This window comes from Thalassospira sp. B30-1 (assembly GCF_015767575.1).
Taxonomy (GTDB): Bacteria; Pseudomonadota; Alphaproteobacteria; order Rhodospirillales; family Thalassospiraceae; genus Thalassospira; species Thalassospira xiamenensis.
This window is the reverse complement of the sequence record NZ_CP065232.1, coordinates 762,761-787,440: the sequence shown is the minus strand read 5'-3', so window position 1 is coordinate 787,440 and position 24,680 is coordinate 762,761. Positions and strand designations below refer to the sequence as shown.

Here is a 24,680-nt window from a genome sequence, read left to right as displayed (position 1 = left end):
GGTTGGCGGATGAAAATGCAGAAAATATTCCTTGTCCTTGCCCTTTTGCTTCCGGTACTGCTGAGCAACCCGGAACCATCGCACGCGCAATCATCGTCCAGCTCCCAAGAACTGGATACCAATATCCTGTTGCGCCCTGATGCGGTTGTCGAAGGGCAATATGTGACATTGGGAGACATTTTCAGCGGCATCGACGTTGAACAGGCTGATATTCCGGTTTCCCATTCCCCGCAGCCCGGACGGCAAACCGTTCTTGATTACCGCTGGCTTTATGGTATCGCGCAGCGAAACAAAATTGCATGGCGCCCCCGAACGACGGCGGACCAGATCGTCATCACCCGCGCAAGCCAGACAATTTCCATCGACGAAATTTCCGAAGCGATCAAAGATGCACTTGTCGACCATGGAATAAAGCCGCCCTTTACTGTCGACCTTTCCGGCGAGACATTTCAAATCCATCTGCCTGTCGATGTACCGGCCGAAGTCGAGATCACAGGTCTTGACGTCAACCAACGGACAAACCGATTCATTGCCAGTGTCACCACCGGCACGCAAACAGCCCAGCGCCGCACTTACCGCATGAGCGGCAGATATTTCCCCCTGGCACAGGTTCCCGTCGTGATCGAGCCCGTCCGGCGTGGCGAGATCGTGCGCCCGGATCAGGTTGAATACCGAAATGTCCGCTCGGAACGTCTTCCAGCGGGCGCCATTCGCGACATCAACGATGTTATCGGCAAAGAAGCTTTGCGCCCGATCAAATCAGATGAACCCCTGATGTTCCGCGACTTTTCCAATCCGATCCTTGTTCGGCGGGGCGCACTGGTTACGATCCGATTGTTCACCGCCAACATGTCGCTAACCGCACGCGGCAAAGCGCTTGAAGACGGCGCAAAAGGCGCGATCATTCGCGTCATGAACATGACCAGCAACAAAACCATCCAAGTGGAAGTTGTTGCCGACAACGAAGTTCGCGCTTTGCCCGCAATGTCGCAATAACACTGCGATTTCGCGCAATTCACGATGAAAGACAAAGGCTTGCCGACCCGGCAAGCTTTGCCCGCTCAGGAGCCACAATCTGGCATGAGGATTGCGTAGATACAGGCAGGAATTCCAGGAGGAATAAATGCCCGTTAATCACATGCAGATTTCAATGCGCCGCTTGGCAATTGTAACCGGCCTGATCGGTGCTACGGCACTGCTTTCAGGCTGCAACGCGATGAAACGCCTTTCCGAAGTCGGCGAGGCACCGAGGCTGTCGGCAATCGACAATCCCACGCAGTCAGAAACCTATCGACCGGTAAGCTTGCCAATGCCTGCACCGCAGGTCGCAGAAAGCAATCCGAACTCGCTATGGCGTTCCGGTGCACGTTCGTTCTTCAAGGACCAGCGCGCCAATCAGGTTGGTGACATTCTGACGGTTGTTGTCGATATGCAGGACAGTGCGGCACTGGCCAACACCACCGCACGTTCTCGCACCAATAGCGAGGATCTGGCGGTGCCAAACCTTTTTGGCCTCGAGTCCGAACTCACCAAAGTACTGCCGGAGACGATCAACCCGTCATCGATGTTCGATATGGACAGCGCGACGTCCAACAGAGGCAGTGGCACGCTTGACCGTAATGAAGCGATTGACCTGCGTGTGGCGGCCATCGTCATTCAGGTCCTTCCGAACGGAAATTATGTCATTCACGGTCGTCAGGAAATCAGGGTAAACAGCGAAGTCCGTGAAGTTCAGATCGCGGGCGTCATACGTGCCGCGGACATCAGTTCGTCCAACGAAGTCGAATATGACAAAATCGCGGAAGCCCGTATTTCCTATGGTGGTCGCGGTACGATTTCCGATGTACAGCAGCCGCGTTACGGCAGCGAAATCATGGATGTCATTCTACCGTTCTGATTAATCCTGATCGCCTGCGCCTTCCTGGATTCCCGTGGGCAATCACGATTGACCAAAACCGGCCTGCCACAGGCCGGTTTTGTTTCGCCTGAACCAGGCCAAAACAAAAAAAGGTCCAGCTGCAAATTACAGCCGGACCTTTGATTTTGGTTATCCCTAACCGGTATTCCCCAACAGAGCCTTGGCTTTTGCCATTTGACCGGATCAACGCAGGCGCGACCCGTGTTTATTCCCGACGCGATCAGTCGTCGCGGCGAGTGCGCTCCATCCGTTCGTGGCGTTCCTGGGCTTCGATGCTCAGGGTCGCAATCGGACGAGCTTCAAGTCTTTTAAGGCTGATCGGCTCGTCGGTTTCTTCGCAGTAACCATATGATCCGTCTTCAATTCGACGCAAAGCAGCATCAATTTTTGAAATCAGCTTACGCGCCCTGTCACGAGTGCGGAGTTCCAAGGCCCGGTCTGTTTCGGCCGATGCACGATCGGTCAAATCCGGTTCCTGAAGTCCCCCGCCATCCTGCAGGCTCGCTAATGTTTCCGAAGATTCTTGCAGCAGTTCAGCCCGCCAGGCCAAAAGCTTCTGCCGGAAATATTCCCGCTGGCGCGGGTTCATGAACTCTTCGTCCTCAGCGGGACGATAGTCTGGTGGTAGCGTGATAGTCATGTACGCCCTCTATACAGGACTCATCGAACGCGCGGCAATATAGAGGGCGCGCGCAATGGGTGCAAGCTGATTGAGTAAATAAATCTGAATTAGCCTGAAAGCCTTCATAACCTTGGGTTTTGCGACCAAAGCTATTGCCCAAACCGTAAATTTCAGGCCAAACCCGAAACTTCAAGCTTTGCAAGCTCGACCTGTGCCCGCAGATCAATCTCGTCCAGCACAGAAGAAAGGGCTGGATCGGAGATATTTTCGCGCTGCTGATCCAACAGCCCGACAAGCTGGCGCAGTCGGCTGGCAGGCAAAGTCCCGCTCAACAGAGCATCCCGCACACCTTCAAGCTGCTCAAGCAAGCTTTCGGCCCGCAGGACGGCGTGCTTTTTCGGGGAATCAAGAGCATCACCACTTTGCTGTAACGCCAGCAATGCATCAAGCGCACTGACCGTTCCCGCACTATGCACACCACCTGCCCCGCTTGCTCCGCCTGCGGAATCGAGTGAACGAATTGCATCAGCAAAACCGCCCGCACCGCCACCGCCAGATGTTTTCTTGCGTGTCGTGCTATTCGTGCCTGTCGCTTTGGATCCGCTGACCTTCATTTTTCACTTCCGCCTGCTATGTGGTAAGCTTGCCGGGATCGAACATGCAGCCATCACTACGTCAATCAGCTGTGTAAAGCCTGTCGGCTCAATCCGCACAGCCCTTTGACAGTGATCCCGTTAGCCCGAGTCTCCCCCAAAGCGTTGCCTGACGCAACGGGAAAAAAATGCCGGGTCTGCACTCCACTATTGCCGTGCAGTTCGTCTGCTCGTCAAAAACACACCGATTTTCCGGCAACTTGCGCAATCAGTGATCCAAAGCTTTGGCTTTCTGCCATCTGGCACGGTTTTCGCTGAAGTGTTTGCAAATTGTATCGGGTGGCAAACCCATCCCCGGAAGCGGAACAAAGAATATGATCAAAGGTCTAGGCAAATATGCATTAAAGGCAGCAGTGCTCGGCATGATCGCCCTGACGCAGGTTGTCCCGGCAAACGCCCAGTCGCGCATCAAGGATATCGCCGACTTTGAAGGCGTACGTGACAACATGCTGGTCGGTTACGGCCTGGTTGTCGGTTTGAACGGAACGGGTGACGATCTTGGTGATGCCGACTTTACCCGCCAAAGCCTTGTAGCCATGCTTGAACGGCTCGGCATCAACGTGCGCAGCCAGATCGATGACATTGATTCCGACAATATCGCAGCCGTAATGGTCACCGCCACCCTGCCGCCTTTCTCGCGTCAGGGGTCGCGCCTTGATGTCTCCATCAGCGCAATCGGCACTGCCGAAAGCCTCCAGGGCGGGACCCTTCTGGTTACACCCATGGTCGGTGCTGACGGTGAAGTTTACGCCGTTGCCCAGGGCAACCTTGCAGTCGGCGGGTTCTCTGCTGGCGGCAATGCTCAAACCGTGGTCAAGGGTGTTCCGACTTCCGCGCGTATCGCGAATGGCGGCATCGTTGAACGCGAAATCGATTTCAATCTCAATTCCATGCAGAACATGTCGGTTGTCTTGCGCAACCCTGACTTTACCACAGCCAGCCGCATTGCCGAAGCCGTCAATGCCTATCTTGGAGAAATCGCCGCGCGCCCAAGCGACCCCGGCACCGTTCGCATCAACATTCCGGAACGCTACAATCAGAATGTCGTGGCTTTATTGACGGACATCGAACAGCTTCGCGTTGAACCTGATCAGATCGCACGTGTCGTCATTGATGAAAACACCGGCACGATCGTGATGGGCGAAAATGTTCGCATCAACCGCGTGGCTATCGCGCAGGGCAACCTGACCATCCGCGTAACTGAAACTCCGCAAGTTTCTCAGCCTTCTCCCTTCTCGCAAACCGGCACGACCGAAACCGTCGACCGAACCAATATCGAGGTGGATGAAGGCGAGGACAACCAGCTTGGCGTTCTTGAAAGCGGCGTCAGCCTGCAGGAACTGGTTAATGGCCTGAACAGCCTTGGCGTCGGACCGCGCGACATGATCACCATCCTTCAGGCGATCAAAACGTCCGGCGCACTTCAAGCCGAAATCGAGGTGATGTGATGATGATCGACAGCACCAATGCATTGATGGCGCAGGCGCAGGCATCTGCCCAGTATGGCAGCCAGAACAATGTCTCGAACCGCGCAAGCCAGTTGACAGACGGACATATCAAAACCGAGGCCCAGGCGCGTAAAGCAGGCCAGGAATTTGAATCAATGTTTCTAGGCCAGATGCTGAGCCACATGTTTGCAGGTATCGAAACCAACGAAACCTTTGGCGGCGGTCATGGCGAAACCATGATGCGGTCCCTGCTTGTTGATGAATATGCCAAAGAAATGACGCGCGCGGGTGGCATCGGAATTGCAGATGCCGTTACACGCGAAATCCTCAAGGTGCAGGAAGGATAATGACCATGACCACCGAACAGATGGTTATCGAACTCAAAAGCGTCACTTATGACCTGATTTCCCTGCTGGAGCGTGAGACCCAGGGACTGCGCAAGCTCGAAATTGCCGAGTATGAGCAGTTCGTGTCGGAAAAATCTGCCCTGTCGATGCAGTATGAACAGCTGGTCGTCAAGTTACGTGCGCGCGGTCCCGAACTGCGCCAGCTTCCCGAAGACGACAAAGCCGAACTTCGTGACCTTCAGGCTGAATTCCAGCAGGCCGCCCGCCGTAACATGACCGCCCTTCAGGCCGCCAAGGCCACGAATGAACGCATGGTCAATGCCATTGTGCGCGCGGTGAATGACAAGGCCAAGGAAGAGTGCACAACCTATAACCGTTCTGGCCAGACCGGCAAGGCATCCATTGGCGGTTACGGCCGCCCGACCAGCAAACCCGGCACGTCTTACAGCGTTAACGAAACGCTCTAAGGGTAAAGGCGAAGATCATGTCACTGACTCAGGCACTCAATAGCGCAATTTCTGGCCTCAACACTGCCCAAGCCCGGATTTCCATCGCGTCCTCGAACATCTCGAACGTGAATACCCCCGGCTATTCGAAAAAGATAGCCGGACAGGAAACCCTGGTGCTAGACGGGGTTGGCGCAGGTTCGCAGATCGGTGACATTTATCGCAACGTCAACGAAGGCCTTGTGCGTGAAATGCGCGGCGAGCTTGGCAAAGCTGGCCGGGAAGAAGTACGCTTTGAATTCTTTCAACGCATTCAGACTCTGTTCGGAACACCTCAGTCCAACGGTGCGATAAGCCAACGCATCAGTGACCTTGCCGACGCTTTCGAGCAACTTGGCAATACTCCCGAGCAGAATTCCCCAAAAGTGGAAGTTATCGAAAGCGCCATTCAGGTTATGGATGCGTTCGAGAACCTGTCCGAACAGATTCAGCATATGCGTGGCGATATTGACAAAAATATCTCTGACGAAGTCGACCGCGCGAATACTTTGCTCAATGAAATCGCCGAACTCAATACGGACGTGGTACGCCAGAAGAACCTAGGGCAACCGACCACCGAACTTGAGGACCAGCGCGACCTGAAAATTAACCAGTTGTCCAAAATCATGAACGTGACCACGTATAACCGTGGTGACGGATCCATGGTTCTGTTTACGGCCAATGGCAATCGCACACTTCTCGATAGAACCCCTGCCACCATTTCCTTCAGCCCCACCGCAGGTTTCGAACCTGGCACTGGCGGGTCCGGTATCATGCTGAACGGAGAGGATGTAACCGATGTCATCCAGAATGGCACAATCAAGGGTTTGCTTGAAATGCGCGACACGGAATTGCCGCGCCTGAACGACCAGATAAACGAACTGGCCGGTGAATTGCGGGACGCCATTAACGAAGAACACAATAAAGGCACCGCCTTCCCGCCTCCGGCCAACTTGTCGGGCACCCGGATGGTTGCTGCGAACGATCCACTGACGGCAACGGGAACCTTCCGTATTGCCGCACTTGACGCAGATGGTAACCTGACCGCGACAGACAGCTGGGCCGATATCAGTCTGCCGACTGCTCCCGCTACGGTTCAGGGAATGATCGACGCGATAAACGGCTCCACCGCAGGTACTTATCTTACCGCATCTCTAGTCGATGGCCGGATGGTTATCGAAGGACTGGACGGCAGCCGCATTTCAATCAATGAAATGACCAGTTCAATCACAACGAGCGATGGTCGCAGCCAGGGTATGTCACACTATTTCGGCCTGAACGACTTCGTGGCGACGGTAAAACGTTCCGATACAATGACCTCTTCGGCACAAGACAGTGCAACCGCGGCTCTTGGCGTCACGGCGAGCTCAATGGTTATCAGTGCTGGCAGCGGGGTTCTGACCACACCCGGCATTACGGTGAACTACACCGCGAATGACAGCCTCACGGATGTACGTGACGCGATCCGGACTGCCCTTCAGGGTGCAGGCATGACGGCCGCCGACGCCGCCGAAACCGCGTATCTGGTTGAGGATGGCGATCGCTATCGTCTCGTGATCAGTTATACATCCAACATGACAATCACTGACTCCGGCAACATGTCCAAGACGATTGGCATGACCGAGGACATGCCTGTCCTTGCCGGGAATATGGACGTCGCCTCCAGCATAAAAAATGATCCGGCGCGTATTGTCCGCGGTCAATTGAATGCCGACACGTATGAAACATCTACAGCGGTTGTCGATACAGCAACCGCTATTCCGGGGTTGGGGCCTCTTGTCCCCCCACCCGTCAACTATACACTTACGGTTGCTGGCGATTTCACGAGTGTGAATATCAATTACGACAGCAACTCGTCGCTCGAAGACATCGCAAATGCCATCAACAACAGCGCCACACTGACAGACAACAACATTAATGCACAGGTCGTTTTCGACAGTGCATTGGGTGGATACAAGTTGCGTGTCACCGATGCCGATGGCGACCCATTCTTCTTCCAGGACAGTGGCGCAGGAGCAGGCGACAGTCTGACAGAAATTCCGGGATTGGGCATTCAGCATGGCGTGCACGAGGGCGACAACAGTGCTGCACTTGCGCTGAGCCAAACCTTTGAACGTACCGACATTGATTTTGAATCTGCGGGCGGGCTATCGGCAGAACGAACTTCTTTGACCGACTTTGCCGCTGGCATCATCGCAACTGCCGCAACCAAGGCATCGGTTGCCAGCAACAGCTACGAGTTTCAGTCCAATCTCGTTACAGATTTGGGCAACCGCATCCAGAATGAAGCGGGCGTCAATCTGGACGAAGAAATGTCGGATCTGATTATTTTCCAACGCGCCTACAGTGCATCTGCCCGGGTCATATCCACGGTTGATGAATTGTTTGATACGCTGCTGAATGCAGTTTAAACTGCGACAAGGATTTGTGAGGGCAAAATGGTAACGCGCGTAGCTACATATACAAACCATACGCTACTGTCCGACTTGGCGCTGAGAAACGCAGCCAAGGTTGCTGACCTTAATACCCAGCAATCCAGCGGGCAAAAATCACGCAATTATTCCGGAATTGCCGATAGCTCCCAGCGCCTTCTGAACCTCGAAGCGGAATATACCCGTACAGAGCAATATTTGCGTAACACCACGCAGACCAAGCTTCGCCTTCAGAATATGGAGAGCGCCGTTGACACAATGATGGACATTGCAGTCAAGATGAAGACATTGCTTGTCCAGTCGCTTAACGCCAATCAGGCTGCGGACGTCAACCTTGACAACGAAGCCAAGCAGGCGATGGAGCAGATTGCAAGCCTTCTCAATACCAACCTTGATGGGCGATATTTATTCGCCGGCGGACGCTCGGAATTACCGGCTGTCGATATCGACAAGATGTACGCTCCAGACAATTACATGAGCAAGTCCGGCACCACCATCACAGACGGCCTTACTCTTGCCTCCCTCGGCGTTACGGATGGCGAACTCCAGATTGTCAGTACGGATATCGACGGTAACAGCGTCACATCAACTGTTGACTATGATCCGGCTACATGGACAATCGGCGACTTGCGCGCAGCGATCAATGGCAACACAACCGATGGTGCAATTGCAACGTTACGCGGCCTCGACGAACATGAAGGCCCGCGGCTGAACATCGAAAATGTGGGCAACGGGTCAATCACAATCACCGAAATTGCCGGTGGTGACCTACTTGACGTGCTGGGCATGACGAAAATCCCCAACCCGCGCCCGGATACTTCTTATTATGCTGGCGACCAACAGATCCTCTCGTCGCGCGTTGATGATGGTTATAATGTTTCTTATGGCGTACTTGCCGATGACCCCGCATTCCAAAGCCTGATCCAAGGCTTGGGGATTGCGGCGGGCACAACCGACCAGAATGCGATTAATGTTGCACTGGGTCATATCACCGACGCTATCGACAACCTGCCAAATGTTCAGGGAAAAATTGGCCTTAACATCGCAAATATTGAACGTGTTGAAACACGGCACCAAGATTACAAAGTGTTTGCATCACAGGCAATAAGTGACATTGAAGGTGTCGATGTACCGTTAGTGGTGGCCGAATCAGCGCAATACTCTACGGCGTTGAACGCCAGCTTCATCGCAATCTCGCGTGCTTCAGAATTGTCCTTGGCCAACTATTTGCGCTAATGATCCATAATCGGATTATCGTGGGCTATTAACTTCACGGCCATGCGTGGCCGAAACTTCTAAACGCCGGAGTAAAATCGGTTATGGATTCCGAAAAAGTCGCCGAAAAAGAAATACCTGAGTCCGTGATTGTTGAAACGCGCTTTGGCGATATCGAATTCAGTTGGGACAAGGGCATTTATATGCCCGTCGGATTGCTTGGTTTTCCCGAACATCATGTGTTTGGCATCGCCAACATCCCCAACACGTCGCTGGATCAATTCAAACTTTACCAAAGCCTCACAGACGCCAATCTATCCTTTATCGTAGCCCCCTATAATATGGAAAGTGGCGTCTATTCGGACAAGGACTTGGAGATCGCGCTGAAGAGCTTGGCGATAGAGCATAAAGATGTTGCAATTATTATGGTTGTGACAGTGAGAAGTGCGACGGATGGCAAAGGCATAACAATGTCGACCAATCTGCGCGCACCAATCCTGATTGACACCGTTCGACAGGTGGCATGGCAGCACATCATGCCTAACGACAAATACTCGGTACAACACGACCTGTAATTTTTGCCTAGCTCAACTGGCACGATCTTTGCTGACGAGAATGCAAGGCAATGACGCCGACGGATCGGATGGCTTGAAGCCATTCTTTTGGATCCATGTAGGAGGGAAAAATGGCTCTTAATATTATTTCCAACTATGCTGCCAACGTTGCGCATCGTAACTTGTCAGCTTCTGATGAAATGGCGACCCGTTCGCTGTCGAAACTGTCATCCGGTACGCGTGTTGTTTCCGCACGTGACGATGCGGCTTCCATGGCTATCGGTGCCCGTCTGAATGCAACCACCCAGGCACTCAAAACAGCAACCGTCAACGTTGGCCAAGCCAACTCGATGTTGCAGATTGCCGATGGCGGCATGGCAACCATTGATGACATTCTCGTTCGCATGAAAACGCTCGCTGTTCAGTCTTCCTCGGGCAACCTGTCCGATACCGAACGCGGCTTCCTCAACGACGAATTCACCCAGCTCCGTGACGAGATTGATCGTATTTCGTCCTCGACCAACTTCAACGGCATTCAGTTGCTTGGCGATGGTGGCGATGTTGCCCTTAACTATGCCGATCTTAATACCGGTGGTTCTGGTGCGGCACTGACCCCGGCAACCGGTTTCAGCGGCTTTGGCATTACCGATAACAATCTGTGGGCATCGGACGGTGAACAGGACGGCGTAACCGACAACAACTTCTCGGTTTCGATCAACGAAGTTACTGTTGGCGGTGGCGGCACACAGATCATCATGACCGTAACCGCAAATGTCGACTTGACTGCCGGTGCTGATGCGCCACTGACCCAGTCGATTGATGTGACAGACTACCTGACCGGCGGTAGCAAAGCCATGGGCCCTGGTGACAGCGGCACCCTGAACTTTGATCAGCTTGGCCTGACCATCGACATCAACGATAACTTCACCGACAACGTTGACGTTGTTGGGGCAGGTACTGGCGGCAACCAAGATTTCGGTGTCGCGGCAGCGACCGCCTTCACAATTGGTGGCGCGGTTATCAACGCATCTTTGACCACGGTTAATATGGCCGCCGACAATGGCCAGCAGTTGCCTGCAAGCATCGACTTCCAGGTTGGCGCGGGCAACACCGCCAATGATCGCTTGGCAATCACACTGACAGCTGTTGATTCCGGGACGCTCGGTACGGGTGCCGCCGGTACCGGTACGGCCCTGAATGCTGCCACTGTGGACATCACCACGGCCGCACGCGCCCAAGCAGCTGTTGAAGTCGTAACCGTAGCAATAGATGATCTGCAGCGCGCACGGGCAGGTATCGGCACCTATCAGAACCGCCTGGACTTTGCTGGTCAAAACCTTGCGACGACGCAGGAAAACACTGAATCGGCTCGTTCTACCCTGCTTGACCTTGATGTCGCATCGGAAATGACTTCGTTCACATCAAAACAGATTCTAGTTCAGTCTGGTGTCGCAATGTTGGCTCAGGCAAACCAGATGCCGCAGAACCTGCTACGTCTGCTGCAAGGTTAATTGCTACCGGATTAAAAACTGGAACCAACAAAGAGCGATGGCAAATGCTGTCGCTCTTTTTCATTAGCAATCGGCGACAACACCAAGCGACCCCATACATAGGTATTAGTCACGATTCGCAAAACCACACAAAACGGCGCCACTATCCACAGCAAAATACGCCTTCTCGTTGAGAAAACATCCGGTAGACACCTTCGCCAAAAACCTACAAGCAACTGATTTTAAAAGACGAATTGCAAAGAAAAATTTCTCTGGACAGGCGCCCCATCCATAGGTATATTTCGCAATACAAGAAGTCCAGTTTTCATTGATCAGGAAGATCCTTGGGAACTATCTGGCGTTGTTGCCAGGTTCAAGAATGGCAAGATGCCGTTCCGAGCTATCCAAGTAGGAGATTACACCATGGCTCTTAATATTATTTCCAACTATGCTGCCAACGTTGCTCACCGTAACCTTTCGGCTTCGGATGAAATGGCGACACGTTCGCTGTCGAAACTGTCATCCGGTACGCGTGTTGTTTCCGCACGTGACGATGCGGCTTCCATGGCTATCGGTGCCCGTCTGAATGCAACCACCCAGGCACTCAAAACGGCATCTACCAACGTTGGCCAGGCCAACTCGATGCTGCAGATTGCCGATGGCGGCATGGCAACCATTGATGACATTCTCGTTCGCATGAAAACGCTCGCTGTTCAGTCTTCCTCGGGCAACCTGTCCGATACCGAACGCGGCTTCCTCAACGACGAATTCACCCAGCTCCGTGACGAGATTGATCGTATTTCGTCCTCGACCAACTTCAACGGCATTCAGTTGCTTGGCGATGGTGGCGATGTTGCCCTTAACTATGCCGATCTTAATACCGGTGGTTCTGGTGCGGCACTGACCCCGGCAACCGGTTTCAGCGGCTTTGGCATTACCGATAACAATCTGTGGGCATCGGACGGTGAACAGGACGGCGTAACCGACAACAACTTCTCGGTTTCGATCAACGAAGTTACTGTTGGCGGTGGCGGCACACAGATCATCATGACCGTAACCGCAAATGTCGACTTGACTGCCGGTGCTGATGCGCCACTGACCCAGTCGATTGATGTGACAGACTACCTGACCGGCGGTAGCAAAGCCATGGGCCCTGGTGACAGCGGCACCCTGAACTTTGATCAGCTTGGCCTGACCATCGACATCAACGATAACTTCACCGACAACGTTGACGTTGTTGGGGCAGGTACTGGCGGCAACCAAGATTTCGGTGTCGCGGCAGCGACCGCCTTCACAATTGGTGGCGCGGTTATCAACGCATCTTTGACCACGGTTAATATGGCCGCCGACAATGGCCAGCAGTTGCCTGCAAGCATCGACTTCCAGGTTGGCGGCGGTAACACTGCAAACGACCGCCTTGGGATTTCCCTGACGGCCGTTGACACTGCAACCTTGGGTACGGGTTCTGCCGGTACCGGTACGGCCCTGAACGCTGCTTCTGTGGATATCACCACGGCCGCACGTGCCCAGGCGACTGTTGAAGTTGTCACAACCGCGATCGACGATCTGCAGCGCGCACGTGCTGCGATTGGTACCTATCAGAACCGTCTGGACTTCGCCGGTCAGAACCTTGCTTCTACGCAGGAAAACACTGAATCGGCTCGTTCCACCCTGATGGACCTTGATGTTGCTGCCGAGATGACTGCGTTCACCTCGAAACAGATCCTGGTTCAGTCTGGTGTCGCGATGTTGGCTCAGGCAAACCAGATGCCGCAGAACCTGCTGCGTCTGCTGCAGTAATCCGGATATCCGAGGAAGGATGGGAGTTTACCTCCCATCCTTCATCCGGATTATCCTTTGTCGCAAAGGCGGCATAGGAGGGTCAGATGGAAATTGTAAGCGCATATCAAAACCAACGTTCTGCAGGATCAGTTTCTGGTTCAGCACCTACTGCGTCAAACAATGCAGCTGGCCAGTCTGTTTCGATTTCAGCAAAGCCTTCATTCGATACCAAAGGCCCCGCTCAGGCAGATGCCGGACACAGACTTCAAAAAGCTTTGTCCTCACTTGATATCCCCGAACTTGCCGATGCCAATGCCCGTATCGAACTGAACTTCAATCAGGATACCGGACGTGTCATCGCCAAAGTTACGGATCGGTCAAACGGCGAAGTTCTTCGTGAAATTCCGTCAAAAGAGTTGCAGCATTTATTCTCGCAAATCCGGGAATATCTTGGCAGTATCGTTGACGAAGAAATTTAATTCAGCGATCGGGCTTTCCGGAAAAGGCACGCTTCTTGCGTAGAAAACCGTGTTAAGGCAAGAAGTGCAATAATTGCCTACCGACGTGCCCAGGGAGCTAACCAAATGAGCAGCGTAAACCTGAATAACATCTATGTTGGCGACAACGGCCGAATCCAACTTTCGGGCGGATCTTCGAACATCGACTTTGTTGATGTTGTCGACAAGATGATCGCTGCACGTCGCATTCCTGCGGACTCTCTGGAAAAACGGATTGAGTCCAATGACGACAAACTGAAAGCTCTGAAAGATCTTCAGAAATTGATGGGAACGCTCAAGGATTCCATGGCGAATCTTTATGGGGCGACCAGCTTTGACAAATCGAAGAATATTTTCGAGTCAAAACAGATATATGCATCGACTGACAGTTCGACCACTGCAGGCGAGTTGATTGGTATCACCGCATCCAATGCTGCGGCAACCGGCTCCTACTCTTTTGAAGTCGATCAAATCGCGACCAAACACAAGCTTTCAAGTGACACGATTGGTGTCGCAGCTGGCGCAGATGCGACAGGAATATCCGGTACAGGCCAATTTACGATTACCGGCGGCACGGGAAGCTCGCAAATTACCGTGAATGCTGGTGATACCTTGCAGGATATTCGCGACAAGATTAACAACCTCACGGACAGCACAGGCGTTCAGGCCTCTGTAATCAAAGTCTCGCCGACGGAAAGCACACTGATCTTTACTTCGACATCAGAAGGTGAAGACAATCGGATTTCCTTTAGCGATGACACTGGTGCAGTTCTGCAAAATCTTGGCGTTCTAAGTGATCCAACCACCATCAACGCGGCAAACGTGATTGATGGTGGAAACAATGCCCTGATCAAACTTGACGGGGTTACTGTTAGCCGTTCTTCAAACGAGTTTTCGGATCTTGTCGACGGGTTGAGCATCAGCCTTTATGATGCGGAACCCGGAACAAAGATCAAAATTGATGTTGAACAGGACTTGAATCAGGCCAAAACAGCCATCGTGGGTTTTGTTGACGCATATAATGCCGTGCAATCCTTTATCAACGAAAAAACATTTGTTGATCCGACCACAGGCGAGGCATCCGAAGATGCTATTCTGCTGGGCAATTCGACAGTCAAAACCATTGAATCCGCGTTACAGCAAATTGCAGGTTCATTCGCCCAAGGCGTGACCGACAGGGCCGGCAAGGATGATTATTCGGTTCTGGCTGAAATCGGCATTGATTTTATTGCGTACGGCACCAATCAGGATCCCTTGCTCAATAACACGCTTAAAATTGACGAAACCAAATTGAACGATGCTCTTCTTAAAGAGCCAGATGAAGTTATGGAGCTCTTCCTGTTCCGAAGCAAATCCGACAATTCGGATTTGACCATGACAGGCTTCAGTGGCAAAACCAATGCTGCGGAATACAGCTTTAATATAGATGCATCCGGTGGCACACTGAATAGTGTTACGTATGATATAACCGTTGACGGTGTTACAACCACAGGCAAGACAGCCATGATCAACGGAAATACCGTAACGACCGCCGATGGTCTGCGCTTGATCTATAGCGGTGACGGAAATGCCGCAAGCACCGCAACATTAAACACAAGCAAAGGCATCGGGGCTCAGATCTTTTTCGAACTCGATTCGCTTCTGAAAGATGAAACCGGCACTCTGAGCCAGGAAGTCACTGCGCTTGAAACGCAAAATACATCCTATCAAGACAAGATTGATCGGATTGATGAGCGTCTGGCAAGCCAGCGTGAAAACCTGATGGACCGGTTCATCAACATGGAAACGGCCTTGGCCCGCATGAAGAACATCCAGAATTCTCTCGATGAATTGATGGCGGCAGGAAAAGATAAGAATTAACTTTTTGCTGCCATACATGCACACTGACAGGACGCCTAGCAGACCAAGGAGTGTAGCATGAACGAACGTGCAGCACAGACGTACAAGAATCAGCAAGTCAATACAGCATCCCCCGCCAAGATGGTTTTCATGCTGTTTGAGAAGACGCTGTCGTGCTTGCAGGAAGCTCTTCGCGCGATCGAAGTCAAAGATATCCAAAGACGCTGCAATGCCAATTGCAAGGCACAGGAACTTATTGCACATCTGTCGAACACACTGGATATGGATCAAGGTGGTGAAATCGCTGCCAACCTTGAACGTTTATATACCCACTGTATGATCCGGTTGATGGATGTTGATCGCCACAATAGCGCCGACGCGGCAAATGAAGTTATCCGCCTTTTGACGCCTTTGCGTGATTCCTGGGCCGCTCTTGCAGACAAAAGTGAAGACGATATGCGCCAGGCTATTATGGCGGTTCAGCAAAGCCAGCCTCGTCCACAAACGCAACCTGTTCCGCATCAGCGTTCCCACGCATCTACTGACGAGAATCAGAATCGGCCGCGGCCTTCCGGTTTGTCAATTTCTGCCTAGATTTACTTGGCGTAGTACCGTGTCCGCGTACCATTTCAAGCCCCCACTCGGGGGCTTTTTTGTTGATGACGTTTAAGGAAAAGAAAGCCCGGCAAAAAATACCTTCTGATTGAGCCATAGACCAAGTAGCTGTTTTATATACAGTTTCTTAACGCTCAAAACTGGCCCGTCTTTTGCAGATGTTGTGACACTGTTTTAAGAAGGACCATGTCATGAACAGCTCTGCGATTATCAGATCGGCATCTCCAACCGTATCCATTCCGGGCCAAACTGCGTCTGCCAGCAGCGACGTATCCTTTGGCGACGTGATGGAGCAGATCACTGACAACTGGGCAGAACGCAACGCCCAGGTCCAACATGACACGGCAAAAAATGCCCAGGCACAAATCCGCGAGAATATAGAGGCAAGACGCAGCGACACCGCAAACAGCAAGTCGCGCGATGATTATACCAAACCCGATGCACCGCGGACCAATACCCCCGTCAATAATGATGACCGTGACCGTTATGACGATGTCAACGCAGCGGACACCGGTGATGATGCCCACCCGGCACGTGATGTGGCCGACAAAAAGGGTGACAACACACGCGACGATCTGGATGAAACCAAAACAGCCTCGACGAATGATCCCAAAGAAGCTTCTGGCGGGCAGAATGAAGAAGCGGCCAATGCCGATCAGCCTGCGAAGGTGAAAGACGAAACTGTCGCTTCTGCAGATCCTGCTTCGCAAGATGAGCAGACGATTGATCCGAATATGGTCGCGGTACCCTCTGTCAATCCGGCGGCCCCCCCGCAAACATCTGGAAGTACAGTTACACAGACAGCGACGGGAGTCGCAGGAACAACGGCTCAGCCTGTTTCAACAAATCCGGCGCAGAATGCCGAGGGCACCACCGATGGATTGATGAATTCCACCGCCCTGTCGCAACCCGCAGCGGGTGCAACTGCAAAATCTGCCCTTAACGGTCTGGATGGAACCGGCTCCGCTGCCGACGACAATGACAGCTTTATCGCCAAGGTCGTTGATGCCATGAGCGGCGAAGGTAATAGCAAATCCGGCACAAAAACAGAGAACTCGGGCACCAGCACCAGTGCTGCGAACGCAAACAACAGCGCAGCTCAGCAAACCCCTGCTTCGACGGGTAATGCGACGGCTGCGAACGGCACCAGTCAGGCCGCTCAGCAGGCAATGGCTGCTGCGGCAAATGTGCCGAATATGCAGCCAGGCGTACAGGCACAGACCGCAACGACCGGTAATGCAGCAACAACCATCAATGCAACCGGATCAGGCGAAAGTACAAGTCAGACAGCCAATGGAACGCTTACCGGCAACAGCAACCTGACCCAAGGCAATTCTGCCGGGCAAACCGCGCATACGGCACGCAGCGCCCCCGCCCAGCAGGTGCAACAGCAGGTCGCGGTTCATATCCGCAATGCCGCCAGCGAGGGTGTGGACAAAATTTCGGTCCAACTGCGCCCCGAACATTTGGGCCGGGTCGATGTGAAACTTGAAATCAGCCATGATGGCCGTGTTCAGGGCGTCATTCAGGCCGATACACGCGAAACACTCGACATGCTCCGTCAGGATTCACGTGCTCTGCAACAGGCGCTCAAGGATGCTGGCCTGAACGCAGACAGCCAAAGTTTCACCTTCGAGCACAGGAACGAAGGCGGCCAAAGCCAGGAAGGCAACGGCCAATCCAGAATGGCAAACAATTCTGGCAGCATGCCTGATGAAGGCGATGTCATGAGTGGTGCCGAGCTCGCTGAGCATGTCGCGATTGGCTATGGGATCAATCCCAACGGCCTCGTTGATATCCGGATTTAGGAAAGGTAGGGGAACAGGACCATGACCGTTTCATCAACTACCAATATTGGCGTGGCAGGAAACAATACAAATGCTGCCTCCAGCAGCTCCGCCAGCCAGTTGGCCCAGAACTTCGACACGTTCCTGACGCTGTTGACCACCCAGCTCAAGAACCAGGATCCGACCTCGCCGATGGAAAGTGACAAATTCACCGACCAGCTCAGCCAGTTCGCCCAGGTGGAGCAAGGAATCCAGAGCAACAAGAACCTTGAAAACCTGCTTGCGATGCAAAGCCAGCAGCGTCAGCTTTCCGCCCTGTCCTATGTCGGGGCAGAAATCGAGGCTGTTGGTGATACCAACTGGCTCGAAGAGGGTGGCGAGCTCAAATACAAATACAACATCTCGCCAGAAGTTCCGCGCCTGCAATTGCAGGTTCAGGATCAAGACGGCAAGACGGTTTATTCCGAAGATCTCACCGACATTTCCGGCCTCCAGAACTTTACCTGGGATGGCAAAAACAATAGCGGCGTCGCGCAGGCCGAAGGTGCTTATACCCTCGTGCTTAAACCGATGGCAGCCAACGGTGATACGTTCAAGGACGAAAAAGGTAAACCGGCCTCGATGGCGATTGGCATCATTGGCAATGTCGACAGCGTCGATATTGGTGATGACGATATTTATCTGCGTATCGGTGACGTTTCTGTACCGTTCGGAACGCTGACCAACGTCAAACTTGGCGCGAACAGCACGGATACCGGAACCGAAACCGGCGACAACAATAATGCCGGAACAGACGAACAGGACGAAGCAGCCTGAGGGCTTTCATCCGGATTTTGATCAACACCCTGTAGGTGCAGGAGAAATACAATGAGCCTTTTTGGTGCTATGATTTCCGGTGTATCCGGCCTGAATGCCCAGTCGCAAAACCTGGGCGTCATTTCGGATAACATCTCGAACCTCAACACGGTTGGTTACAAGGGTACCGTCGGGCGTTTTTCAACGCTTGTCACGGAATCTGCGACCAACACCCGTTACACCCCCGGTGGTGTGCGGTTCCATCCGACGGCCCTGATCAGCAAGCAGGGCCTGTTGCAGGCGACCTCGTCAAATACAGCCGCAGCAATTTCCGGTGATGGCTTCTTTGTTGTCCGTGATACGAATACTCCCGGTTCAGACAACGAGATTTTCTTCACACGTGCAGGTGATTTCAAACCGGATGATGACGGCTATCTACGCAATACCGCCGGATATTACGTTCAGGGTTGGGCGACGGATCGTAACGGTGGTCTTCTTGATCCGACCGGAACGGCAACGACGTCGAACAGTTCGGCGATCTCTGATTTGCAGGTTCTTGATATCAACTCGATCCTGACAGCAGCGGCGTCAACCACAACCATCGAGTTCGGGGCAAACCTTAATGCCAACGAAACACCGCTGGCCGGTGGGTCGAATGTTTCGACAACGTTGGGCATCAACGGGACGGCTGCCCTTGCCGGTCAGGCCGGTATTGCCGCCGGTGACTCTTTTGATATCACCTATAACGGTACCACCACGACAATAACGATAACCGGCACGGATACGCTGGCAGACATCGCGACAAAAATCAGCGCGGTGACGGGCGTCAGTGCGACGGCCACCACAACCGGTGCCAATGATACCCTGACCATTAACGGTTCGTTTGCCGATCAGAATGTTGTGATTACCAACAACAACAACACCCCTCTGACCGCCCTTGGCTTTACAGGCCCGTTCCCGGCGACACTGGCAGCAACCTATACAGGAGGTAATCTGGCGTCAGGGGCTGTTGCTGAAAACAACAGGATGCCCGTGACAATCTATGATTCCCTTGGATCGGCACATGTTGTCGAATTGCAGGTTATCAAATTGGGCCAAAACCGCTGGGGGTTTGAACTGACAGGCAGCACTGGTGCGGACGAACTTGATCCGACCCTTCATCCTAACGGATTGATCCAGTCCGGTATCATTACCTTTAACGGTGATGGTAGCCTGCGGACCTTTACCGATAATGCCGGAACAACAAGTCTGGTGGATCAGGATATTGCTGTTAACTGGAGCAATGGTTCAAATGCAAACCAGATCACAATTGATCTCGGTACAGTTGGCCTGACGAATGGTATCACGCAGTTTGGCGCAGGTTCGGACTCGAACGGCAACCTCGTAGAATATGACACCCGCTTCATTAACCAGAACGGTGCGCAGGCAGGTTCGATGGTTAACTACGGCTTCACCGAAGATGGCTTCCTTCAGGTCGAATTTGCCAACGGTGTAAAACGCCCGATTTACAAACTGGCGATCGCCACCTTCGAGGCACCTGACGAGATGGAAAACCATACTGGCAACGTTTACCGCCAGACACGTGAATCGGGTGACTATCTACTGCGTGAGCCGGGTCTGAATGGTGCAGGTAACGTTGTGGCATCTGCTCTTGAATCGTCGAACGTCGACCTTGCCGAGGAGTTCACAAACATGATCGTGACCCAGCGCGCCTATTCGGCAAACACCAAGACGATCACCACGACCGATGAAATGCTCAGCGAGCTGATCCGTATCAAACAGTAATTGATTGAGGCCATCGGGGCGGTTTTCCTGCCCCGATGCACTGCATGTTTACAGGGACTCGCCCGGCTTTTTTTAGCCGGGCTTCTTTTTTGGGAACGGAATACCTACATAGGGGGCAGCATATTGAACGTGCCAAAGATTCAAATGATTCAAATCGCTGGCGAATTTTGAACACATTACTGGGCAATAATTGCCGGTCGTTAACCTGTTCTTCAATATGCGCTTCTATTCGTTGATGATACTGGTAGCTATTGTGCGGACATCTGCCGGTATTGGGGACAGTGGTAACAATCGATCCGGAGCAGTCGAACGTGGGCGGTTTATTGCAAACGCTTAAAGGTCTTGGACCGACACGCCTGATGGCCATCAGTGGCGTCGGGGTGTTGCTGCTTGTGTTTTTTGCATTCCTTATTCTGCGTGTTTCGGCACCGAATATGGAGTTGCTCTATCGTGATCTGAACCCGGCGGATGCGAGCCAGATCGTCAACCGTCTCGAAGAACAGCAGGTTTCCTACCAGCTTCTGAATAACGGCACCGAAATTCTTGTACCCGCCGATCAGGTCAATCGCATGCGCCTGTCAATGGCGGAAAGCGGGTTGCCGACCGGCGGCTCCGTCGGGTACGAAGTGTTCGATAGTGGCAGCGGCCTTGGTGCAACAAGTTTCGAACAGAACATTAACCATGTTCGCGCCCTTGAGGGCGAATTGGCCCGTACCATAGCCTCCATACAGTCCGTTCAACAGGCCCGTGTACATCTGGTTTTGCCCAAACGTCAGATGTTCTCGCGCGAGACCCAGGAAGCCAGCGCATCAATTGCAGTTAAAATGGCCGGTGGGGAACTTAAACCCGAACAGGTTATAGCGATCCAGCATCTTGTTGCAGCGGCTATTCCCCAGCTAACACCAAGCAAGGTTTCCATCATTGATGAACGCGGTCGTCTTCTGGCGCGTGGTCAGGGTGAAGAACAGTCTTCAACCTTCCTGACCCAGACCGCCGATGAGATGCGCATTAGCAACGAAACGCGTCTGCGCAACACGATCGAAGATCTTCTTTCCCGGTCCCTTGGTTATGGCGAAGTTCGTGCCGAGGTGTCGGTCGAAATGGACTTCAACAAGGTGACGACAGCAGACGAGCGATTTAATCCCGACGAACGGGTGGTGCGCTCTAGCCAGACGATTGATGAAAACTCGACCAACAGCGAGACAGAGGGTGCAGACCCGGTTACGCTGCAGAACAATCTTCCGGATCCCAATCTTGGTGGAGCACAGGGTGCTGGCACCAACAGTCAGGAAACCCGTTCCGAGGAAACTGTCAATTACGAGATTTCCAAAACCACGACCACCAAGGTCAAGGAAATCGGCGAAATTTCGCGTGTGACTGTGGCGGTTCTGGTCGATGGCACCTACACAACAGATGAAAACGGCGAACGGCTTTATCAGGAGCGCTCGCCTGAAGATCTGGAAAAGATTGCGGCCCTCGTTCGTAGCGCAATCGGTTATGACCCGGCGCGCAGTGATCAGGTCGAAGTGATCAATATGAGATTTGCCGATACAGCAGACCTCTTCGCGGATGAAGCTGTCGAAACATTCCTTGGTCTTGATAAGGCAGAAATCTTCCGCATCGCAGAAATGCTGGTGCTGGCAATTGTCGCGATCCTTGTGATCCTGCTGGTGGTCAGGCCGCTGCTGACCCGTGCATTCGAAACACTGCCAAGTGCCGCCGACATGGCACAGCGCCAGTTGCTGTCTGAAGACATGTCCGCAGACGGCACCCCCGCATTGACAGGCCCATCCCCCGTACCGATGGCGCCGGGGATGAGTGATGAAGGCGAAGAACTGATCAATCTGTCGATGGTCGAGGGCCGGGTTAAAGCATCTTCGGTCAAGAAAATTGGTGAAATTGTCGAAAAGCACCCGGAAGAGGCCCTGTCGATCATTCGCAACTGGCTTTATCAGGAAACCTGATATGCCTGAAGGTTCATTCATGGGCAGGTTGGCATAAGGCCGCCGGCCTGCTTGTCGCACAAATCAAACCAGCGGTTCGATATGACGGCCATTGAAAAATTCAAATTCTCGCTCAGTTTCGATGATGCCGATAACGTCATTCGTTCGTCCGGTTCGGATGATGAACATTATTCTCTGGGCAAAAAGAAAAAGAAGAAAGAGGACGAAGCCCCGCCTCCGCCTCCGGCAGTTTATACCGAAGAACAGGCCGCCCAGATGATTGCAGGGGCCGAGGCAGTTGCGCGCGAGGCCGCCGACGCAGAAGGCTTTGCGCGCGGTGTCGAGCAAGGCCGCGCGGAAATCCAGTCATCGCTGCAACAAGCTTTGACAGATACGTCCGCACGACTTGCCGAAAAACTTGCGCAAATTGACGAGCAGCAGAAACGCGCCAATGCCCGCATCAACGAGGATGCCATTCATGTTGCCGTCGGCATCATGCGCAAAATCGCACCGGCCTGGTCAAAACAGTTCGAACTGACTGAAATCGAAAGCATAGTCCGTCAGTGCCTTGCCAATCTGTTCGATGTTCCCAAGGTGATCGTTCAGGTCCACCCCGATATCAGCGACATGGTTTCCGAAAGTGTTGAAAAAATCGCACAGTCGCGGGGTTTTTCGGGTAAGGTCGCGGTTGTTGGCGAGCCCGATATTGATCTGGGTGACTGCCATGTATCGTGGGGTGACGGAACGGCTGTGCGGGAAACCAAACGCATCTGGGCCGAAATCAACGATATCGTTGAACGTGTCCTTCAAAATCATAGCGAGGAGCATGAGTTTGAAGAAAATGACATGGGCGATCCTGATGTCCAGAACACCCGGCTTGCCGACCTTTCGCCCGCCCCCCGCCCGGCAAGTCCAGAAACCCCGTCGGCGAAACCGGAAACAACCGTTTCGGGGCATGATTTGACACCAACCTATGCGACAGAACCTGATACTTCCGAAATGCAGGCCGCCCCGACAGGTGATAATCATATCGGGGATAGTGGAACCGGATCACACCAAGCCGGTCAACCGACAGGCCAGATCGAAGAAGGTCATGGCACAGAACAGGTTAATATGCCAACATCCCCCAAGGATGATGCGTCGCACACTCAGATCCGGGATGAGGAGAAAAGCGATCCGCGACAACAGGATGGGAACCCGTTGCAGGAAGATCGCACCCCCGATACCCGGGACGAAACAGAAGCCGATGTGACGCAGGAAGCTCAAGGATCAGGAGACGAAAATGGCCGATGATGACGATCTTGAACTCTCGGAACTCGATAATGATGATATCGAGCTAGAGGGCGAAGGTACCGAACTTCTGGCCGCCGCCGAGATCGGCAGCGATGCCATGAAGACCTCCAAGGATCTCGAAGCGGTTTACGACATTCCCGTTCAGGTTTCGGCAGTCCTTGGAAAAGCAACCATGCAGGTAAGTCAGCTGCTAAAACTGGGGCGTGGCGCAGTGGTAGAGCTTGACCGCAAGGTTGGGGAAGCTATTGATATTTATGTAAACAACCGTCTGGTCGCACGCGGCGAAGTGGTGGTTGTCGAAGACCGTCTGGGGGTAACCATGACGGAAATCATCAAGTCCGAGAAAAACTAGTCTTTTGAGAGGATGAGCGGGTATGGCGGACGGGGGGACTAAAACGTCGTTTGATATCGCGACGGTTGCGGGGCTGGCTATTGGCTTCGCACTTATTATCGCGGCGATCGTATTGGGGGGATCGCCCGGGGCATTTATTGATATTCCATCCGTTCTGATCGTGATCGGCGGCACGGCTGCGATTACCGCTGTGTGTTTTGCGCTGGGCGAATTCCTGGGGGCTGGCAAGGTTCTGATGCGCACGATTTTCCACAAATCGCGCAACCCTGCCGATGCTGCCCTGCAAATCCTGCAACTGGCTGAAATCGCCCGCAAAGGCGGGGTCCTATCGCTTCAGGGGCATCTCGACAGTCTGCAAAGCGAGGAATATCTTTGGAAGGGACTGTCGCTTGTCGTCGATGGCACACCACCCGAAGAAGTCGAAGCCATCATGCGCAAGGACATGAACGCCACCATCGGTCGCCACCAGAAAGGTGCAAACATCATGAAAAAGGCTGGCGATATCGCGCCGGCCATGGGGCTGATCGGGACACTGATCGGTCTGGTGCAGATGCTGGGCAACCTTGATGACCCGTCCTCGATCGGGCCGTCCATGGCAGTTGCCCTTCTGACGACTTTCTATGGTGCGGTTCTGGCAAACATGGTTTTTATGCCGCTTGCTGCCAAACTTGAACGCAACTCGGGCGAAGAAGAACTTTTGAATTCGGTCTATATGGTGGGGGCCGTCTCCATCGGGCGACAGGAAAACCCCCGTCGTCTGGAAATGCTGATCAACTCCATCCTGCCCCCGTCAAAACGGGTCAGCTATTTCGATTGATCGGTGAAACC

At 53.2% G+C, this 24,680-nt stretch carries 22 protein-coding genes; 20 read left to right on the top strand and 2 right to left on the bottom strand.

Annotated features, from left to right (window positions below; translation table 11 throughout):
• Window positions 1-15: 15 nt before the first annotated feature.
• Both flgA and flgH read left to right on the top strand, forming a co-directional pair.
• Entirely contained in the window at window positions 16-996 is a 981-nt protein-coding gene (flgA, locus tag IT971_RS03555) for a flagellar basal body P-ring formation chaperone FlgA (RefSeq protein WP_223305000.1), read from the top strand.
• 127 nt (window positions 997-1,123) lie between these two features.
• The gene (gene flgH, locus IT971_RS03550) at window positions 1,124-1,897 is read left to right on the top strand and encodes a flagellar basal body L-ring protein FlgH (RefSeq protein ID WP_223304999.1); all 774 of its coding nucleotides are present in this window, start codon (window positions 1,124-1,126) and stop codon (window positions 1,895-1,897) included.
• 241 nt (window positions 1,898-2,138) lie between these two features.
• Here the strand turns inward: flgH and dksA are convergent, their stop codons facing one another.
• On the bottom strand, window positions 2,139-2,558 hold the full coding sequence (dksA, locus tag IT971_RS03545) for an RNA polymerase-binding protein DksA (protein ID WP_007092332.1): 420 nt from the start codon (window positions 2,556-2,558) through the stop codon (window positions 2,139-2,141).
• A 152-nt stretch (window positions 2,559-2,710) separates the two neighbouring features.
• Window positions 2,711-3,154 (bottom strand): flagellar assembly protein FliX, encoded by a 444-nt coding sequence (locus tag IT971_RS03540; RefSeq protein WP_007092331.1) that lies wholly within the window; start codon window positions 3,152-3,154, stop codon window positions 2,711-2,713.
• 353 nt (window positions 3,155-3,507) lie between these two features.
• Here IT971_RS03540 and IT971_RS03535 point away from each other — a divergent pair, with 353 nt between their 5' ends.
• From IT971_RS03535 to IT971_RS03450, 18 genes are all read left to right on the top strand, one after another.
• Entirely contained in the window at window positions 3,508-4,641 is a 1,134-nt protein-coding gene (locus IT971_RS03535) for a flagellar basal body P-ring protein FlgI (RefSeq protein WP_007092330.1), read from the top strand.
• Window positions 4,641-4,988 (top strand): rod-binding protein, encoded by a 348-nt coding sequence (locus IT971_RS03530; RefSeq protein ID WP_063092730.1) that lies wholly within the window; start codon window positions 4,641-4,643, stop codon window positions 4,986-4,988. The genes IT971_RS03535 and IT971_RS03530 overlap by 1 nt, the downstream gene beginning before the upstream one ends.
• A gap of 5 nt (window positions 4,989-4,993) precedes the next feature.
• Complete coding sequence (locus IT971_RS03525; protein ID WP_139190000.1) at window positions 4,994-5,455, top strand: flagellar protein FlgN; 462 nt, start codon at window positions 4,994-4,996, stop codon at window positions 5,453-5,455.
• Window positions 5,456-5,472: 17 nt separating this feature from the next.
• The gene (flgK, locus tag IT971_RS03520; RefSeq protein WP_074624802.1) at window positions 5,473-7,884 is read left to right on the top strand and encodes a flagellar hook-associated protein FlgK; all 2,412 of its coding nucleotides are present in this window, start codon (window positions 5,473-5,475) and stop codon (window positions 7,882-7,884) included.
• Between the two features lie 27 nt (window positions 7,885-7,911).
• On the top strand, window positions 7,912-9,141 hold the full coding sequence (locus tag IT971_RS03515) for a flagellin (RefSeq protein WP_063092727.1): 1,230 nt from the start codon (window positions 7,912-7,914) through the stop codon (window positions 9,139-9,141).
• Between the two features lie 83 nt (window positions 9,142-9,224).
• Window positions 9,225-9,695, top strand: a complete 471-nt coding sequence (gene fliW, locus IT971_RS03510) for a flagellar assembly protein FliW (protein ID WP_063092726.1) — start codon at window positions 9,225-9,227, stop codon at window positions 9,693-9,695.
• Window positions 9,696-9,805: 110 nt separating this feature from the next.
• Complete coding sequence (locus IT971_RS03505) at window positions 9,806-11,185, top strand: flagellin (protein WP_065701913.1); 1,380 nt, start codon at window positions 9,806-9,808, stop codon at window positions 11,183-11,185.
• Between the two features lie 402 nt (window positions 11,186-11,587).
• Window positions 11,588-12,964, top strand: a complete 1,377-nt coding sequence (locus IT971_RS03500; protein ID WP_065701912.1) for a flagellin — start codon at window positions 11,588-11,590, stop codon at window positions 12,962-12,964.
• 86 nt (window positions 12,965-13,050) lie between these two features.
• Entirely contained in the window at window positions 13,051-13,425 is a 375-nt protein-coding gene (locus IT971_RS03495; RefSeq protein ID WP_063095148.1) for a flagellar protein FlaG, read from the top strand.
• A 105-nt stretch (window positions 13,426-13,530) separates the two neighbouring features.
• Window positions 13,531-15,303 (top strand): flagellar filament capping protein FliD, encoded by a 1,773-nt coding sequence (gene fliD / locus IT971_RS03490; RefSeq protein WP_063095155.1) that lies wholly within the window; start codon window positions 13,531-13,533, stop codon window positions 15,301-15,303.
• A gap of 57 nt (window positions 15,304-15,360) precedes the next feature.
• Window positions 15,361-15,876, top strand: coding sequence for a flagellar export chaperone FliS (fliS, locus tag IT971_RS03485; protein ID WP_063095157.1), 516 nt, complete (start codon window positions 15,361-15,363; stop codon window positions 15,874-15,876).
• Window positions 15,877-16,088: 212 nt separating this feature from the next.
• Entirely contained in the window at window positions 16,089-17,705 is a 1,617-nt protein-coding gene (locus IT971_RS03480) for a flagellar hook-length control protein FliK (protein ID WP_063095160.1), read from the top strand.
• A gap of 21 nt (window positions 17,706-17,726) precedes the next feature.
• Entirely contained in the window at window positions 17,727-18,500 is a 774-nt protein-coding gene (locus tag IT971_RS03475; RefSeq protein WP_063095162.1) for a flagellar hook assembly protein FlgD, read from the top strand.
• A gap of 51 nt (window positions 18,501-18,551) precedes the next feature.
• Complete coding sequence (locus IT971_RS03470) at window positions 18,552-20,264, top strand: flagellar hook protein FlgE (RefSeq protein ID WP_063095164.1); 1,713 nt, start codon at window positions 18,552-18,554, stop codon at window positions 20,262-20,264.
• Between the two features lie 311 nt (window positions 20,265-20,575).
• Complete coding sequence (gene fliF, locus IT971_RS03465) at window positions 20,576-22,228, top strand: flagellar basal-body MS-ring/collar protein FliF (RefSeq protein WP_074624841.1); 1,653 nt, start codon at window positions 20,576-20,578, stop codon at window positions 22,226-22,228.
• Window positions 22,229-22,309: 81 nt separating this feature from the next.
• Window positions 22,310-23,500, top strand: coding sequence for a FliH/SctL family protein (locus tag IT971_RS03460; RefSeq protein WP_063095166.1), 1,191 nt, complete (start codon window positions 22,310-22,312; stop codon window positions 23,498-23,500).
• Window positions 23,490-23,852 (top strand): flagellar motor switch protein FliN, encoded by a 363-nt coding sequence (gene fliN / locus IT971_RS03455; RefSeq protein ID WP_007091338.1) that lies wholly within the window; start codon window positions 23,490-23,492, stop codon window positions 23,850-23,852. The genes IT971_RS03460 and fliN overlap by 11 nt, the downstream gene beginning before the upstream one ends.
• Before the next feature lie 22 nt (window positions 23,853-23,874).
• The gene (locus IT971_RS03450; RefSeq protein WP_007091337.1) at window positions 23,875-24,669 is read left to right on the top strand and encodes a motility protein A; all 795 of its coding nucleotides are present in this window, start codon (window positions 23,875-23,877) and stop codon (window positions 24,667-24,669) included.
• The last annotated feature ends 11 nt before the right edge of the window (window positions 24,670-24,680 follow it).